This window comes from Pradoshia sp. D12 (genome assembly GCF_008935075.1).
Lineage (GTDB): Bacteria > Bacillota > Bacilli > Bacillales > Pradoshiaceae > Pradoshia.
Genome location: NZ_CP044545.1, coordinates 3,112,172 through 3,127,716 on the forward strand (window position 1 = coordinate 3,112,172; position 15,545 = coordinate 3,127,716).

A 15,545-nucleotide genomic window follows, 5' to 3' on the forward strand; every position below is an offset into this window, starting at 1 on the left:
CCAAATTTAATACATAGAAAAAGGAAAGAAAAGCAAAACTAAGTATGAGACCAAAATTGGAGGGAATATCCATGAATTTAAATCTTAGAAATGCCATTATCCATAATGTAACAGGCAATACCCAGGATGAACTTGAAGCCACTATTGTAGATGCCATTCAAAGCGGTGAAGAAAAAATGCTGCCGGGCCTTGGTGTATTATTTGAGCTTATTTGGCAAAAAGCCTCTGAAAGCGAGAAGGACGAGATGCTCCATCTATTAGAAAGTGCACTCAGCAAATAACAAAAGAACGATGACGGAGTTATTCTCCATCATCGTTTTTTCGTATTCAATCAAACGTAATCTTATCCACCGTTTCCCTGTTCAGACGTTTAACCAATTCTACAATAAGATTAACCGTATTTTCATAATCATCACGATTTAATATCCCCGCATTAGAATGGATATAACGAGTTGGAATCGTAATCGCGATAGAAGGTACACCCGTACCGCTGACATGGAATGATCCAGCATCTGTTCCGCCGCCAGGTATATGATCAAATTGATAAGGTATATTCATTTCTTCTGCCACACCGACAATAAAGTCCCTCAAGCCTTTATGAGTCACCAGGCTTGCGTCATATAACACCAGTCCCGGACCGTCTCCCGCTTTTGTTAAACCGTCTTTTTCAGATAATCCTGGTGTATCGATTGCCACTCCAACATCTACAGCAATCGCAATATCAGGCTGTACATAATTAGCCGCTGTTTTAGCGCCGCGCAGCCCTACCTCTTCCTGAACAGTTCCTACGCCAAATACGGTATTCGGATGGTTTTCATCTTTTAGGCGTTTTAATACCTCTATTGCCACCGCACAACCAATTCGGTTGTCCCATGCTTTAGCCATTAACATTTTTTCGTTTTTAAGTACCGTAAATTCGGAGTACGGCGTTACCATATCTCCTGGACGAATTCCCCATTCAAGTACTTCATCCCGGCTTGTCGCTCCGATATCAATGAACATATTTTTGACATCTGCCGGTTTCTTTCTCGCTTCCGGAGTAAGGATATGAGGCGGTGAAGATCCGATTAAACCCGTAATTTGCTCGCCCCCCGAAGTGGTTACTGTAACACGCTGAGAAAGCATAACCTGTGACCACCAGCCCCCAATCGTTTGAAAAAAGAGGAATCCTTTGTCATCAATCCGGGTAACCATAAAACCTACTTCATCAAGGTGTCCGGCAATCATAATGCGCGGTCCTTTTTCTTCTCCTGTTTTCTCAGCAATCAAACTGCCGATTCCATCAAATGAAAGGCTATCAGCATATGGCTCAATCAGCCTTCTCATAACTTTTCTCGGTTCTCCTTCATTACCTGCAATGCCGTTAACATCTGTTAGCTCCTTCAGCATAGAAAGCGTATCATCTAGATGTTTCATAAAAAAGAGCCTCCTTAACTATGTATATCATTCTTTATAGTATATGTATTATTTCCCTTTACTATCAAATAATCGAAAGACCATTATGAATCAGCCGAAAGACTTCCGTTAATATTCACTTCTAAATATAGCCTGACCATGGAACTGGTTCATTCCATTAAACATGGTCATTCCTCCTGTATCCTAACCAGTCTTCAGTAAACTGAATAGAACTTCATTCTATTAACCATCTAAAAAAGCCTGCAAAACTTATCTATACAAATAAGTTTAACAGACTAATGTTAAGTATGACCAAAAAACTGACTCCACTTAATAATGACCTTCTTTTCTCTAAGGAAAAAGAGCAAGATAATCAGCGCTGAAATGATAATCAGCATCATCGTTGGAGAAAACTTTGCAATCGAATGTCCAAATACCGTATAAAAAAATGCCAAGGGAATATTGGACCAAAAAACGGCTTTTGCGTAATCCGTAAAGGTTTTGCTGTTGCCGATTAAATAAAAATTTAGGAGATGGAAATGTATAAACGGAATAAGCCTTAGGATACTCGCCTGCTTTACATTTATTCTTCCTCCGAACTTCAATGTACGCTCATCCAACTTTTCAAGCTTATGCTGTAATTTCGGCATTTTAATAATCATAAAGTAAAAAATAATCGATGATAGCCAGAGACCTAATAAAGATAATAACGTACCGAATACAGCACCAAACATAATCCCGCCCGCCATACAAACAACAGCTACCGGAATAAAAATATATTGCCTTACTATATGGAAAACTACAAAGACAAGAGGTGACCAAAAACCACCTGCCTCAATAAAAGCGAGCAACATGGTAAAATCATAATCCATACTCACACCCCATTTTGCCTTTCTACGTTGTTAAAACTTGGCTTATTTATTAATATATGTTCTCTTGCTTAATTATGACTGTATGGTTGATAAAAGAATAGCTGCTATGATTACGTCCACGATTGCTAATAATGGAAAGCCTGCCACAAAAGCTTTATGCTTTGTTTTATGCCTGAATAGCTTCATACCTGCTGTCCCGCCAATAGCTCCTCCAGCAAGAGCCAGAATCCACAATGTTTTCTCGCTTATGCGGTATCGATTATGTTGAGCTCTGTTTTTATCCAGTTTCATAACAAGAAGTAAGGTTAAATTGATCAGTATAAAATAACCGATGATAAGCTCTTTCATATTCTCCTCTCCTCCCATAACAAAAGGCGCCCCCAATCACTTGAGAAGCGCCTCTATTATTATTTATTAAGTTCTTTTTTAGCTGTTTCAGCTAATTGAGCAAATGCTGCTGCATCGCTAACTGCAAGTTCAGCAAGCATTTTACGGTTAACTTCAATACCAGCAAGTTTTAAACCGTGCATTAAACGGCTGTAAGAAAGACCGTTGATGCGAGCTGCTGCATTGATACGAGTAATCCATAATTTACGGAAGTCGCGTTTCTTTTGACGACGATCGCGGAATGCATATTGCAAGGATTTCATTACTTGTTGATTAGCAACTTTGTATAATGTATGTTTTGAACCGAAATAACCTTTAGCTAGCTTTAATACTTTTTTACGACGTTTGCGCGTCACTGTACCGCCTTTAACACGTGGCATATCTAATTCCTCCTAAAATTGAGCGTTCTCAATTACTTGATATTGTCTAATAGATGACGAATGCGTTTGAAATCTCCGGAACTAACCATTCCACTTTTACGTAATTTACGTTTTGCTTTAGTGGATTTGTTAGCGAATAAGTGGCTTGTGTAAGCATGGCTGCGCTTAAGCTTACCAGAACCAGTTTTTTTGAATCGCTTTGCAGCGCCTCTGTGAGTTTTCATTTTTGGCATGGGAAATTTCCTCCTCGAAACATTACTTTTCGTTTTTCGGTGCTAAAATCAAGAACATGCTGCGTCCGTCCATTTTTGGCGCTGTTTCCACAGTAGCCACTTCTTTACATTCCTCTGCAAAGCGAACTAACACGCGCTGCCCGATTTCTTTATGGGTAATAGCCCGTCCTTTAAATCGAATACTTGCTTTTACCTTATCTCCTTTTTCAAGGAACTTAATAGCGTTGCGAAGCTTCGTATTAAAGTCATGCTCGTCGATAGTTGGGCTTAAACGAACCTCTTTTAAACTAATTGTTTTTTGGTTTTTTCTAGCTTCTTTTTCCTTCTTCTGTTGCTCGAAACGGAACTTACCATAGTCCATAATACGGGCGACAGGAGGCTTTGCGTTCGGTGCAACCAGCACAAGATCCAAATTCACGCGTGTAGCAATTTCTAATGCCTCATTGCGGGATTTAATTCCAAGCTGCTCACCATTTTGATCAACTAGACGTACTTCTCGGGCACGAATGCCTTCGTTTAAGATTAAGTCTTGTTTGCTAATAATAAGCCACCTCCAAGATTTTCTAGCAAATACTACTTCACATGCTTTTTAAACATATAAAAAAGGCCGGTGCATGCACACCCGCCCATAAAAAGACATACCGTCTGATTATATCAATTGAACCAGTTAACTACTCTCTGAAGAGTGTTATACAGGTGAGAAGCGGGTGCTTCTGCTTTATAATGTGTCGTATTTGATTTGCTCACTAAAAATCATTTTAACATGTTTCGCTGTATAATGTCAATAGAAGCTCATTCGTAATGACAACAAAAGTTATTTTATCAAATATTGTACCTGGTGGCAAGAGGTTTTTGAAGAAAGATTGGAAAGTTAAAATCCAGATACAATTGATTCTGTAAAGATTTCAAAATTGGATACATGTTTGGCCATTCAACAAAACAATTCCAAATCCGGTTGTTTTCGCAACAGAATTCAAACCTTAAGTGTGTACATTCATTACGACCACCATATTTCACTTGGTCTTTCGCGAATAAGCACACCATTTAAATTCTTAACCGCTCGAGTAAAACCTTCTTCAATAGACATTAATGGATCTTCATGTTCAATACTGACAGCATAATCATAATTGTAAATACGGAGCGCACTCATCATATCGCTCCATTCTTGAATAGAATGCCCGCATCCAACACTTCTGAATGTCCAGGCTCTAGATTCCACATTACCATAGGGCTGCATATCTGTTAATCCATACATATTTACATTATCCTGATCGATATACGTATCCTTCGCATGGAAATGATGAATAGCACCGGCCTTACCGAGAATCTTAATCGCTGCCACCGGATCAATTCCCTGCCACCACATATGGCTCGGGTCAAAATTAGCTCCGATTGCCGTACAGGTTCTTTCCCTTAGTTTTAATAATGTATAAGGTGTATGAACAAGGAAACCCCCATGTAATTCAATACCTATTTTTACATCATGTTGCTCTGCAAACGTCCCGATCTCTTTCCAATAAGGAATCAACTTATTTTCCCATTGCCATTCTAATAGATCGGCATATTCCGCCGGCCAAGCAACAGTTGGCCAATTTGGATATTTTGCTTCTTCACTGTCTCCCGGTGTACCGGAAAATGTATTTACAACGGGTACTCCCAACAAGGATGCAAGTTGAATTGTCTTACGTAAAATGGAATCTGATTCTTCAGCGAACTTTTTATCCGGTGTTAGTGGATTGCCATGGCAGCTGAACGCACTAATCGATAATCCTCTAGAGTTGACTTCTCCAAGATACGAATTCCTCTTTTGTTCATCCTCAAGCAATTCATCCAACGGACAATGAGCGTTCCCCGGATACCCTCCGGTTCCAATTTCAACAGTGGATAATCCTGCTTCTTTAACATAATCGAGCATATCTACAAATGACATTTTCGAGAACAATACGGTAAAAACTCCCAGCTTCATTAAAAACCTTCCCCCTCTGCTAAGGAAACGGTCTTCTTCGTCCGCTCTGATTCAAGAGCACCAAGAATGATACCCAATGATTTTTTCCCTTCTTCTCCCGTAATTAGCGGTTCTTTATCCTCGATAATTGACTGAATGAAATGATTGATCACATGAGATGACGTTTGCCCACCATCTTCATTCGTCTGAATTTTATCCAACTTATGTTTAATGACACGTCCATCAGCATACTCTTCAATTAATGAATGCTCTGGATCATCCTCCAATCGCAGAATACCCTTTTCTCCATAAATAACCGTTGAATTATCCCCGCCGCCGGCTACATAAGCCCAGCTCGCCGCTAAAGTGCCAATGATTCCGCTATCCGTGCGCAGTAGGACAACCGCATTGTCATCTACTTCAGTAGAATCCTTTGCATTGGTTTCAACAAAAGCACTTACTGCTGAAAACTCTCCAAATAAATAGCGAAGTAAATCTGACTTATGTACACCTAAATCACCTAAAGCACCTATAAATGCTTGTTTCTTATTGAAGAACCAGCTTTCCTTGCCATCCACACTCCAGCCTTCTGGTCCGGGATGGCCAAAAGCGGTACGAAAACTATAAATCTTCCCTAATTTACCGCTATCCAAAATTCCCTTGGCAGTCTGATGTGATGCAACAAATCGTTGGTTATGGGCAATCATCAATTTTTTACTGGCCTCACGTGCGGCATGAATCATCTCTTCTGCTTCTTGCTTTGAAGTTGCCATTGGTTTTTCGCATAATACATGTTTACCAGATTTTAATGCAGCAATTGTAACGGGAGCGTGCAGATAATTCGGAAGGCATATACTGACAGCATCAATATCGTTTCTTGCTATAATTTCATCATAATCGGTATACACTTCACTGCCATAAAGCTCAGCCATCTTCTTTGCCCTTTCTTCAACTAGATCGCATACGGCAGTAATTTCTGAAGTCTCATTTGCAGCATACTCAGGTAAGTGGCGGAATTTAGCGATACTTCCACATCCAATAACACCCACTCTTATTTTATTCATCTACGTTCCTCCATTTTAAAATTATTGAACTTAATTAGCGTCTAGTAAAAATGGCTTCTCGCATTTACTTTCCATTACATAATGAGTCCCTAATTCCGAGGACCGATGTATTCCTTCCATAATTTCAAGTACATGCAAGGCCATTTCAGAGCTAGCACGGGGCTGATAGCCGTTCTGAAGAGCCTTTGCCATGTCGGCAAGACCAATCCCGCGCAGATTGTCATATGGATCTCCCATAGTCTTCAATTCAGTCCACTCAATCTCTCCATCTCTTTTTACAAGAACAGGATGATTAAATTGGTTCGGATCAGGCAAGCTAAGTGTTCCTTTTTCCCCATATATCTCAAGAAACGGAGTTCTAGCTCCCACTACATCAAAGCTTGTCGTAATCGTCGTAATCACTCCACTCGCCATTTCCAGTATTCCAGTCACATGTGTCGGCACCTCAACCGGGATAAACTCTCCAAACCGCTTCGGATTTGTGATCAATCGTTCCGTATAGGTTGTTCTAGCTATACCAGTAACTCTGTTCACACTGCCCAGTAAACTGATTAATGCCGTTAAATAATATGGACCCATATCAAACATAGGGCCACCGCCAGCCTTGTAATAAAAGTCGGGGTTTGGATGCCAGGATTCAGGTCCATTGGACATCATATTGCCTGTTGCCCCTACAATTCGCCCAATCAACCCTTCCTCAATCCATTTTCCAGCTAATTGAAGACTGCCACCGAGAAAGGTATCAGGAGCCGACCCTACTATAACTCCCTTTTCACGGGCAGCGTCCAGTATTCTTTTGCCTTCGTTATATGAAATTGAAAGAGGTTTTTCAGTATAAACATGCTTACCGTTATGAATAGCTTTTAGAGATACAGATGAATGAGCATGAGGAACAGTTAAATTTAAAATTAAATCGATATCTGGAGATGTAAATATTTCTTCAAGCTCCAACGGTTTTCCAACATTATACTTTCGAGCCATTTCGATCGCTTTTGTATAATCCAAATCCGCACAGGCTACTACTTGATAGTCTGTAAATCTATTACTATTCTCGATATAGATGCTGCTGATATTTCCGCAGCCGACAATCCCTACCCGTAAAGTCATGAAACCCTATCTCCCTTTATTTGTTGTATAATCAGGCAGGTTGCTTTTTAAATAATTCATACTAATTTCCATACTCCTAAACGGAGTTAATCTCGTAGCATCCTGTTCAACAATCCACCAGGCGACGTTTAACTCCTCGCCCTTTTCTAAAATTTTCTCAATCTCAACCCCACCTGTGCCCAGTTCTGCGAAAAACTGTTCATCATCTAAGGTCATGTCCTTTAAATGGATGAGAGGAGACCGATTCCGGTATTTATCCAACCAGGAAATAGGATCTTCCCCTGCCTTTTTTAGCCAATATACATCAAACTCCGCTTTAACCTTATCTGGATCTGTACCATCAAAAATAACCTCCAGCGCTTTCCGTCCATCAGATAGGGTCTCTAACTCAAAATCATGATTGTGATAGCACAATGTAAGACCGTTCCTCTTACATGTCTCCCCTATTTCATTTAATAGAGAAGGCAAAGCAAGATACTCACTTTCCTTGCGTCGGTCTTCTGCTAAATATGGACATACAATATAGTTTGAACCTAATATAATTTGCTCTTCAATTACTCGTTCAAGCTCACTTTCTAGCTCATCGATTGGGATATGGCTGGCTGCTGCTTTTAAGCCATACTCATCTAAGAGGTTCCTCACTTCCTGGGCAGTAAGCTTACCGTAGCCAGCTAACTCAACACCGTCAAAACCAAGCTCAGCTACTTTTTTCAACGTACCTGCAAAATTTTTTTCCGCCTCTTCTCGCAGACTGAACATTTGAACCGCTATAGGAATCTGATTCATATGAATACTCTCCAATCCAGTAAATAATTTATTATTCTTTCATTTATATAGCCTGTTAGTTAAAAACACTGTCCTCCTATAAAGATTCAGGAGGACAGTTATGATTTAATATCACTTATTCCATAGCTCAATACGGTCTTTTATTAGTTTGGTATATTCCTTTTCAGCTTGTTCGACATCCGCTTTTTCCAAATCCTTCATAAAGGTATCCCACACTTTATCAAAGTTATCTGGATCTGCCAGAATAGCTTCTGGAATCCGTTTTTTCACGATATCAAGACACTTTTGCATGATAAGCTCCGTATCAGAACCTGAAGGGACTGCCATATTAAAAGCTGCTCCCCATTCTTTTACAGGGAAATCTTCTTTTTGTGGATACAAATCGGCCCACATCTCTACGCCATAATTAGAAAGTACTTCTTTTTCAACATCAGTATAGCCGTCTTTGATTTGCTCTCTACTGGCAATTGAAAAGGTTTGTCCAGTTGAATCTGTTATTCCATCCCCGTAATAAGGAGCAAAGCCTTTTAATGCACCAATACCAGTTTCCTTTACATAATTGGCATTGCTATTACGCTGATCCATTTCTTCTTTCGAGATGACACGTTTACCATCTACAACCTCATAATGCTCCCCTTCAATTCCCCAGTTTTGAAGAATCTGTCCTTCTTCAGAGGCAAGATAATCGATAAATTTAATGGCACGTACCGGATCCTCATTATCTACTGTAATCCCGATGCCCCATCCGCCTAGATAGCCAGTATCCTGGAAATTATGATGTTTGAATTGTTCATTAAGTGTTACAGGATACATTCCATACATACGCTCTGTTTTTCCAGATTCACGCAGCGCACGGTCTGCATCGCCAATCTGCCAATCCGTATCGGTTACGGAAAGAACACGGCCAGAAGAAATCTTAGCTAAATATTGGTCGTATTTTTGTACAAAGCTTTCCTTATCCAATAAATCAATATCATTCATATGGTTTAACCAGCGGAAATATTCTTTTTCTTCAGCCCGGCGATAATGTAATTTTGCTTCATGTGATTTTGGATCGATATAAAATTCTCCATCATCAGGTGCACCTGTTGCATAAAATGCAGGATTTGTGGTAGATATCTGGATGCGCCAGTCATCAGCCAGTAGGGATAAACCTATCGTTGGCTTTCCATCAATCGTTGGATATTTAGCCTTATATTCCTTAATAGCCTTCTCTACATCCTCCACTGTGCGGATTTCAGGATAATCTAATTTTTGAACAACATCATGCTGGAGCATAAACCCAGTGCCTGGCTCGAAATACGTCTGATCAACAGCTGCAGTTGGAAGGATATAAATCCCTTCATCTTCATTACTCCATTTCAATCGATTTAAATAATCACCATAAATTTTCTTTAAATTAGGTGCATGTTCTTCAATTAAATCTGTCAGGTCTATAAAAGCTCCTGCATCAACCAAATTACCAGCATTCCCTTTTGGTAAAATTAAATCCGGATACTCCCCGCTTGCAATCATAAGCGAGATTTTCTGATCTCCGCCATTTACATCAAATTCAGGATCAATTGTCACATCTGTTTTATCCTTGATTGCTTTGCTCACTGGACTTTCCATCTTATCCCATTGAGAATGCGGATCAGCGCTAAATAAAGAAAAAGTAACAGGCCCAGTTGTCTCTTCCTTCGGACTCGAAGTACTATCATCCTTACAACCAGTTATCACCAACATAACGGCCATCAAAAGAATTAGTACTGATTTCGTTTTTGTTTTCATTCTCTTTTCTCCTTATCATTTATTGTCAAACAGATCATGATCTGTTTTAACTTAAATCAGCTTTTTACGGCACCTAATGTCATACCCTGTACAAAAAAGCGTTGTAGGAACGGGTATACTAGCAGAATAGGAACAATAGTGACAACTGAAATCGCCATTTTGATGGATTCCGGTGATACAGATGAAGCAGCTGCTTCACCGCTCGAAGTCCGATAAGCATTAGGATCACTGGCACTAACAGTCGTATTTTGTAAGATTTTCATTAATTCATATTGCAAGGTTGTTAAACTCTCATTTGAACTATTATATAAATACGTATCAAACCAGGAATTCCATTGACCAACTGCTACAAATAAAGCAATTGTCGCTAAAACGGGCGTACACAGCGGCAATACAATTCTCCAAAAAATAGTAAAATCATTAGCTCCATCAATTTTTGCTGATTCCTGTAAGGCATATGGCAATCCATCCATAAAGGACCGAACAATGATGATATTGAAGGCATTAACCATACCAGGCAATACATACACCCAGAATGTATCGATTAAGCCTAAATCTCTCATAAGCATATATCCAGGAATTAATCCACCTGAGAAATACAAGGTTAAAACCAAGATCGTTGAAACAAATTTACGTCCACTAAAATCAGCACGACTTAAAGTAAAAGCCACCATTGCTGATGATAATACTCCAAGTACAGTCCCGATTATGGTACGAAGTGTTGAATTAACAAATCCTGTTACCAAATTATCGTACTGAAAAATAGTTTTATAGTTTTCCAGCGTAAACTCTCTTGGGAATATCGTAATTCCCCCTCGAATCGTGTCATTCGACTCATTAAAGGATATAGCCAATACATTCAAAAATGGATATAGGGTAACGACGAATACAAGTGTTAGAAAGATATAATTACAAATATCGAATATTCGGTCGTCCCGGCTGGGTCTCACGTTAACTCCTTTGCTACTCACTATCTCACCCCATTACATTACACTTTGGTTTGTAAATCTCTTGAAAATGCCATTTGCTAAGAATAATAAAATGATGCTGACTAAAGAATTGAATATCCCAATTGCCGTACCATACGAGAATCTTCCAAGACCAATACCGTAGTTTAAGGCATATAAATCTAAAACCTCTGCATAATCAACAACAGTAGCATTACCCAGCAAGAATTGTTTTTCGAAGCCAATGGAAATCAAATGACCAATCGATAAAATCAAAACAACCAAGATGGTCGGCCGAATACCCGGTAAGGTAATATGCCATATTTGCCTCAAACGGCTTGCTCCATCCACCTTTGCTGCTTCATATAATTGAGTGTCAATTCCAGCCATGGCCGCTAAAAAGATGATTGAGTTCCAGCCCATCTCTTTCCAAAGGTCGGATAATGTAACAATGATCCAGAATAAATTTCCCTGTGTCATAAATTGATAGGGTTCATCCAAAATACCTGTTGTAGTCAACAACTGATTGATGGCTCCCCCATCGACCGAAAGCATTTTTGTTACAATCCCTGCTACTACAACCCAAGAAACAAAGTGAGGAAGGTATGATACAGTTTGGATCGTTTGTTTAAATGCCTTCTTACGTATTTCATTAATACAAATGGCAAATATAATAGGGATAACAAATCCAAGTATCAGACCCATTAAGCTCATTGCAAGCGTATTACGTAAAGCAAGAAAAAACCTCTCGTCCTGAAAAAGTGCAATAAAGTGGTCAAATCCCACCCATTCCTGTTCCATAAATGATCTGGCTGGCTTGAAATTTTGAAAAGCCATTGTCCAACCCCATAAAGGGATATAGTTAAAAACAAACACCCACGCAACAAATGGCAATGACATAAGGTACAAATACTTTTGATTTTTTATTGACGTCCACATTCTTTGCGTTCTTGTAGGAGCTGCCTTCATAATTGTATGCGCTTTCTTTTCTGCCGTCTGCATTGATACCTCCCCCTTTTCTTACATTAATGATAACCGAATCAAAAAGGTGGAAATACCATACAGATTTAGGAGAAAATCAGGTGAAAATTTTAGATATGCAGTTCATATATATGCAAGGTAAAATAAAAAAGCCAAAGCATTCATCAACAAAGCTTTGGCAAGGTACTATTACCCAGTATGATTTCGGTAGGCAGAAGGTGAGATCCCTTCATATTTTTTGAACTTTCTATGAAAATAATCAACATCGGCATACCCAATTTTTTCGGCAACCTCATAAACCTTTAAACCTTTTTGTAATAATATTTTTCCATTTTCAATACGGACCTTATCTAAATACGTATTAAAATATTCACCGGTATAATTTTTAAATAATTTTCCAAGATAGGCACTATTATAATTGAATACCACAGCAAGACTTTCCAACCGGAGATTTTGATTATAATTCTTATGAATTAAATCAATCATTTTCTTCATTTGTGTGCCGGTCAACCCATTATCAATTCTTTTTATAATAGACTCAAACTGTTGAAAAATATATTCGATTAAGTCAGACATAGTTTCGATTTTATAAATATCAGTGGCACAATCATTAACCTTCATTGAATCTAAACCAATGGAAGAATTTAATTGCAACAGCTTATTCATTGTATGGGTATAGATGTAAATAAACTGTTTCTTTATTTGCTGTTCCGAAAAATCTCGATGCATCATTTCTCTTCCAAGTTCATCTATAACAGTTCTGCAAGTATCAATATTAACAACATCTATCGCATAATAAAGGCGGTTTAAATATTCATCTAGCAGTAGTTCTTCTTTTAAAATCCCATGGGCGCTATCCAACTCTTTTCTATGGCTCTTTGTTAATATTTGTCCTTTTTCAAAATAAAATTGATGTTTAATCAAGGTAAGTGCTGTTTGATAGGATTCCTGTATACCGTATACACTCGGCATAAATTCTCCCAATGCAATACTTTTACAAAACGGATGAATCTGTTTCATTAATTTTTGCTTGATCATGTCAGTCCGAGAAATAAATGAATAATCTGATCTCAAATAAACAGCTGCATACCCATTTATCGTAAAAACAACGCCCTTTTTACAATCCTCGAAGAAGGATACTAACTCTGATTTTATTTTTTTCTGCCCATTCTCATAGCACTGAATTAATAAAATTTGACATCCGCTATCCTCCAATTCAAACTTATGAAGATTTTCTTGAACATTAGCCATTTCTTTAAAATCATTCAGACATAAGGAAGCGAGAAATTCATCCCTTTCGTGACAGTACTCAGCCTGAATCAAACTGGACCATTGTTTCCTTTCCTCAATATTTTGACGCAAGTCAATCAGGTACTGAATCAACTCCTCCTCGTCAATTGGCTTAAGCAAATAACCCGCTGTTTTTGCTTTGATTGCCCTTTTGGCATAAGCAAAATCTGAATAGCCACTCAGAACAATAAAAGAAATATCATTATCCTCTGCACGTATTAACTCAATAAGGGAAATACCATCCATCTCTGGCATACGAATATCTACAATCATTAAATCGGGTTTACACCGGCAGTATTCCTCATAGCCTTCCTTTCCATTTCTAGCCAATGCAATGATTCGAAAACCGTATTCCTCCCAATTGATCAGAGTTTTTAAGCCTTCACGAATCATAGGTTCATCGTCAACAATCAATACATTAAACATGGCTATCTCTCCCTATTGGAATTCTAAATTGTATAACGGTTCCTTTATTAAGCTCACTTTGAATAGAAAGACCATATTCTTCTCCATAAATGAGCACCATCCTTTGATGGACATTCCTCAGCCCTATATGTTTCCCCTCTTCTTGATGGTTAATGGATTGAAGAATATCCATTAACCTCTGTTCCGAAATACCAATCCCATTATCAGAAACGATGATTTCTAAATCACACTCTTTTTTCTCGATTGTCACCCACACTTTTCCACCGTTATCTAATAAATCGAATCCATGAATAACAGCATTTTCAACCAAGGGCTGAATGATTAATGGCTGAATCAGCACGGTCAAAGCTTCTTCTTCTATATCCAGCTCATATTCCAACCTGTCCTGATAGCGGAATTTCTGTATTTGCAAATAGAGATTCACCATTTCCAATTCTTTTGACAGAGGAATTTTTTGACCCTGAATCTCCAAGCTGTGGCGCATCATTCTGCCAAGCATTTTTACAACATTCGCCACATCCTTCGCTCCCTCCATATGGGCTTTCATCCGAATAGACTCTAATGTGTTAAATAAAAAATGCGGGTTTATCTGGCTGGCCATCATTTTAATTTTGATTTCATTTTGCCTAATTTCCAACAGACTTTTCTGCCTATTCGTTTCCTCCACCTTGGCAATGAGCTCTCGCAGATTTGCCACCATTCGATTAAATTGCTTGGATAATGTACCAATTTCATCTTCCCCATCCACTTCAATCATGCTTGATAAATCACCGGCTGAAACCAAATCTATTTGCTTGCTCAATTTAGAAACCCGCTTAGAATAAAGGATTGATACAATGGAAATTAATACGCCAGCTAATGTAAATCCAAGCAGGGTAACAAAAAAACCCATCATACTGATGTTATTGGCATCTTTCATCATTTGGTCTTCTGTCATAACTGATATAATCCGTAAATGATCTTGACTTTGTTCCAGTAAGGAATCCTCCATAACCACAGATTTTTTGCCATTTAATTTACCTTCATAAACTTTGAATCCATCCTCTTCACTTACCTTTTCTAATGAAGGGATGACACTGGAAAGCTTTTGTCCCATATGCTTTTTCTGATTGGAGGCTACAATATTATTCTCCTCATCAACAATCATTGCCCTCAGGGTCTCCTGATTCAATATCCATTCCAACTCTGAAGTATTCACTGTTATAACAAGCGCCCCGTATGTATTAGTCTTAAGAAAATTAATACGTCTCACAAGTGATAAATAGGGCCCATTATCCTTAGTTGAATCATTGACGTAATACCATCTCATTAAATCAGGATTTTTCGTTGTTTCCTGATACCATTCTTCTTTTTTTACCTCTTCATCAATAGGTATAAATTCCCAATTATTTAACATCGTTGGATTATCCATGAAAAATCGAATTGTCGAGATTTCATTATAGTATTCAAGGTAATATGTAAATAGCTTATAATTTTCATAGGCTTCTACAACCTGATAACGCGAATCATAAGAGGTATTTGCGACCGTATCCAGCTGCTGATCAAACTGAAGGTTGTCAGATATATAGATTGGTACTTTTAAAACCTCAGCCGTTCTCTTTTTCATTCGTTCCATATTCATTTTCGATTCACTGATGGCGTCTTCAATAGCTCCATTTCGCAATTGCTGAGTTAAATATAGACCAACTATACTAATCGGAATCGCTACCAGAATAACCAGGGATATAATCAACTTATCTCTTAATTTCATATTATTTAATTTGCGAGTAATATACGCTATCATCAACGAACCTCCAACAAATAGTAAGCGCTTACATATATAAATATATTATACATGAGATTTTTTAAAGAATTTTCCAAATAAAGTGGTATATTTTTTATGATTTTTCATGTCATAATTAGTGATTACGCAAAACCTCACGGTAATAACTCCCATTTATTTTATATTTATCCACATGCTCA

16 protein-coding genes and 1 other annotated feature are annotated in these 15,545 nt (G+C 38.3%); of the genes, 1 reads left to right on the top strand and 15 read right to left on the bottom strand.

The window, feature by feature from the left end; genetic code table 11:
- The first annotated feature begins 71 nt into the window (after positions 1–71).
- A complete protein-coding gene (sspI, locus tag F7984_RS14970; protein WP_066108794.1) occupies positions 72–281 on the top strand; it encodes a small acid-soluble spore protein SspI in 210 nt (69 codons plus the stop codon).
- Between the two features lie 46 nt (positions 282–327).
- On the opposite strand, the gene F7984_RS14975 is transcribed toward sspI, so the two are convergent.
- From F7984_RS14975 to F7984_RS15045, 15 genes are all read right to left on the bottom strand, one after another.
- Positions 328–1,416 carry a M42 family metallopeptidase gene (locus F7984_RS14975; RefSeq protein ID WP_066108797.1) on the bottom strand — a complete coding sequence of 363 codons (1,089 nt, stop codon included), beginning with the start codon at positions 1,414–1,416 and terminating at the stop codon, positions 328–330.
- 281 nt (positions 1,417–1,697) lie between these two features.
- Positions 1,698–2,267 (bottom strand): VTT domain-containing protein, encoded by a 570-nt coding sequence (locus F7984_RS14980; RefSeq protein ID WP_066108799.1) that lies wholly within the window; start codon positions 2,265–2,267, stop codon positions 1,698–1,700.
- A 72-nt stretch (positions 2,268–2,339) separates the two neighbouring features.
- Entirely contained in the window at positions 2,340–2,615 is a 276-nt protein-coding gene (locus F7984_RS14985; RefSeq protein ID WP_066109248.1) for a DUF1294 domain-containing protein, read from the bottom strand.
- Positions 2,616–2,674: 59 nt separating this feature from the next.
- Complete coding sequence (gene rplT / locus F7984_RS14990; RefSeq protein WP_066108802.1) at positions 2,675–3,034, bottom strand: 50S ribosomal protein L20; 360 nt, start codon at positions 3,032–3,034, stop codon at positions 2,675–2,677.
- 32 nt (positions 3,035–3,066) lie between these two features.
- The gene (gene rpmI, locus F7984_RS14995; protein ID WP_049669916.1) at positions 3,067–3,267 is read right to left on the bottom strand and encodes a 50S ribosomal protein L35; all 201 of its coding nucleotides are present in this window, start codon (positions 3,265–3,267) and stop codon (positions 3,067–3,069) included.
- Between the two features lie 22 nt (positions 3,268–3,289).
- Positions 3,290–3,811 carry a translation initiation factor IF-3 gene (gene infC, locus F7984_RS15000; RefSeq protein WP_077248178.1) on the bottom strand — a complete coding sequence of 174 codons (522 nt, stop codon included), beginning with the start codon at positions 3,809–3,811 and terminating at the stop codon, positions 3,290–3,292.
- A 48-nt stretch (positions 3,812–3,859) separates the two neighbouring features.
- Positions 3,860–3,992: a sequence feature (ribosomal protein L20 leader region), on the bottom strand.
- Between the two features lie 272 nt (positions 3,993–4,264).
- Positions 4,265–5,233 (bottom strand): sugar phosphate isomerase/epimerase family protein, encoded by a 969-nt coding sequence (locus F7984_RS15005; RefSeq protein WP_140462238.1) that lies wholly within the window; start codon positions 5,231–5,233, stop codon positions 4,265–4,267.
- On the bottom strand, positions 5,233–6,276 hold the full coding sequence (locus F7984_RS15010; RefSeq protein WP_140462237.1) for a Gfo/Idh/MocA family protein: 1,044 nt from the start codon (positions 6,274–6,276) through the stop codon (positions 5,233–5,235). The genes F7984_RS15005 and F7984_RS15010 overlap by 1 nt, the downstream gene beginning before the upstream one ends.
- Before the next feature lie 30 nt (positions 6,277–6,306).
- A complete protein-coding gene (locus F7984_RS15015) occupies positions 6,307–7,383 on the bottom strand; it encodes a Gfo/Idh/MocA family protein (RefSeq protein WP_066108824.1) in 1,077 nt (358 codons plus the stop codon).
- A 6-nt stretch (positions 7,384–7,389) separates the two neighbouring features.
- Positions 7,390–8,169: a sugar phosphate isomerase/epimerase family protein gene (locus tag F7984_RS15020; protein WP_140462236.1), complete on the bottom strand. Its 780-nt coding sequence runs from the start codon at positions 8,167–8,169 to the stop codon at positions 7,390–7,392.
- 111 nt (positions 8,170–8,280) lie between these two features.
- Positions 8,281–9,939 carry an ABC transporter substrate-binding protein gene (locus F7984_RS15025; protein WP_140462235.1) on the bottom strand — a complete coding sequence of 553 codons (1,659 nt, stop codon included), beginning with the start codon at positions 9,937–9,939 and terminating at the stop codon, positions 8,281–8,283.
- Between the two features lie 56 nt (positions 9,940–9,995).
- A complete protein-coding gene (locus F7984_RS15030) occupies positions 9,996–10,910 on the bottom strand; it encodes a carbohydrate ABC transporter permease (RefSeq protein WP_066108832.1) in 915 nt (304 codons plus the stop codon).
- A 12-nt stretch (positions 10,911–10,922) separates the two neighbouring features.
- Positions 10,923–11,855 carry an ABC transporter permease gene (locus F7984_RS15035; RefSeq protein WP_225983735.1) on the bottom strand — a complete coding sequence of 311 codons (933 nt, stop codon included), beginning with the start codon at positions 11,853–11,855 and terminating at the stop codon, positions 10,923–10,925.
- Positions 11,856–12,056: 201 nt separating this feature from the next.
- The gene (locus tag F7984_RS15040) at positions 12,057–13,583 is read right to left on the bottom strand and encodes a response regulator transcription factor (RefSeq protein WP_140462234.1); all 1,527 of its coding nucleotides are present in this window, start codon (positions 13,581–13,583) and stop codon (positions 12,057–12,059) included.
- Positions 13,576–15,366 (bottom strand): sensor histidine kinase, encoded by a 1,791-nt coding sequence (locus F7984_RS15045; protein ID WP_066108840.1) that lies wholly within the window; start codon positions 15,364–15,366, stop codon positions 13,576–13,578. The genes F7984_RS15040 and F7984_RS15045 overlap by 8 nt, the downstream gene beginning before the upstream one ends.
- Positions 15,367–15,545 lie beyond the last annotated feature (179 nt).

Excerpts from the sequence above, each read along its gene's own strand:
- F7984_RS14980 (WP_066108799.1), bottom strand. The coding sequence starts at position 2,267 with ATGGATTATGATTTTACCATGTTGCTCGCTTTTATTGAGGCAGGTGGT.
- F7984_RS14975 (WP_066108797.1), bottom strand. The coding sequence starts at position 1,416 with ATGAAACATCTAGATGATACGCTTTCTATGCTGAAGGAGCTAACAGAT.
- rpmI (WP_049669916.1), bottom strand. The coding sequence starts at position 3,267 with ATGCCAAAAATGAAAACTCACAGAGGCGCTGCAAAGCGATTCAAAAAA.
- F7984_RS15020 (WP_140462236.1), bottom strand. The coding sequence starts at position 8,169 with ATGAATCAGATTCCTATAGCGGTTCAAATGTTCAGTCTGCGAGAAGAG.
- rplT (WP_066108802.1), bottom strand. The coding sequence starts at position 3,034 with ATGCCACGTGTTAAAGGCGGTACAGTGACGCGCAAACGTCGTAAAAAA.
- F7984_RS15010 (WP_140462237.1), bottom strand. The coding sequence starts at position 6,276 with ATGAATAAAATAAGAGTGGGTGTTATTGGATGTGGAAGTATCGCTAAA.
- F7984_RS14985 (WP_066109248.1), bottom strand. The coding sequence starts at position 2,615 with ATGAAAGAGCTTATCATCGGTTATTTTATACTGATCAATTTAACCTTA.
- sspI (WP_066108794.1), top strand. The coding sequence starts at position 72 with ATGAATTTAAATCTTAGAAATGCCATTATCCATAATGTAACAGGCAAT.
- F7984_RS15045 (WP_066108840.1), bottom strand. The coding sequence starts at position 15,366 with ATGATAGCGTATATTACTCGCAAATTAAATAATATGAAATTAAGAGAT.
- F7984_RS15025 (WP_140462235.1), bottom strand. The coding sequence starts at position 9,939 with ATGAAAACAAAAACGAAATCAGTACTAATTCTTTTGATGGCCGTTATG.
- F7984_RS15005 (WP_140462238.1), bottom strand. The coding sequence starts at position 5,233 with ATGAAGCTGGGAGTTTTTACCGTATTGTTCTCGAAAATGTCATTTGTA.
- F7984_RS15035 (WP_225983735.1), bottom strand. The coding sequence starts at position 11,855 with ATGAAGGCAGCTCCTACAAGAACGCAAAGAATGTGGACGTCAATAAAA.
- F7984_RS15015 (WP_066108824.1), bottom strand. The coding sequence starts at position 7,383 with ATGACTTTACGGGTAGGGATTGTCGGCTGCGGAAATATCAGCAGCATC.
- F7984_RS15040 (WP_140462234.1), bottom strand. The coding sequence starts at position 13,583 with ATGTTTAATGTATTGATTGTTGACGATGAACCTATGATTCGTGAAGGC.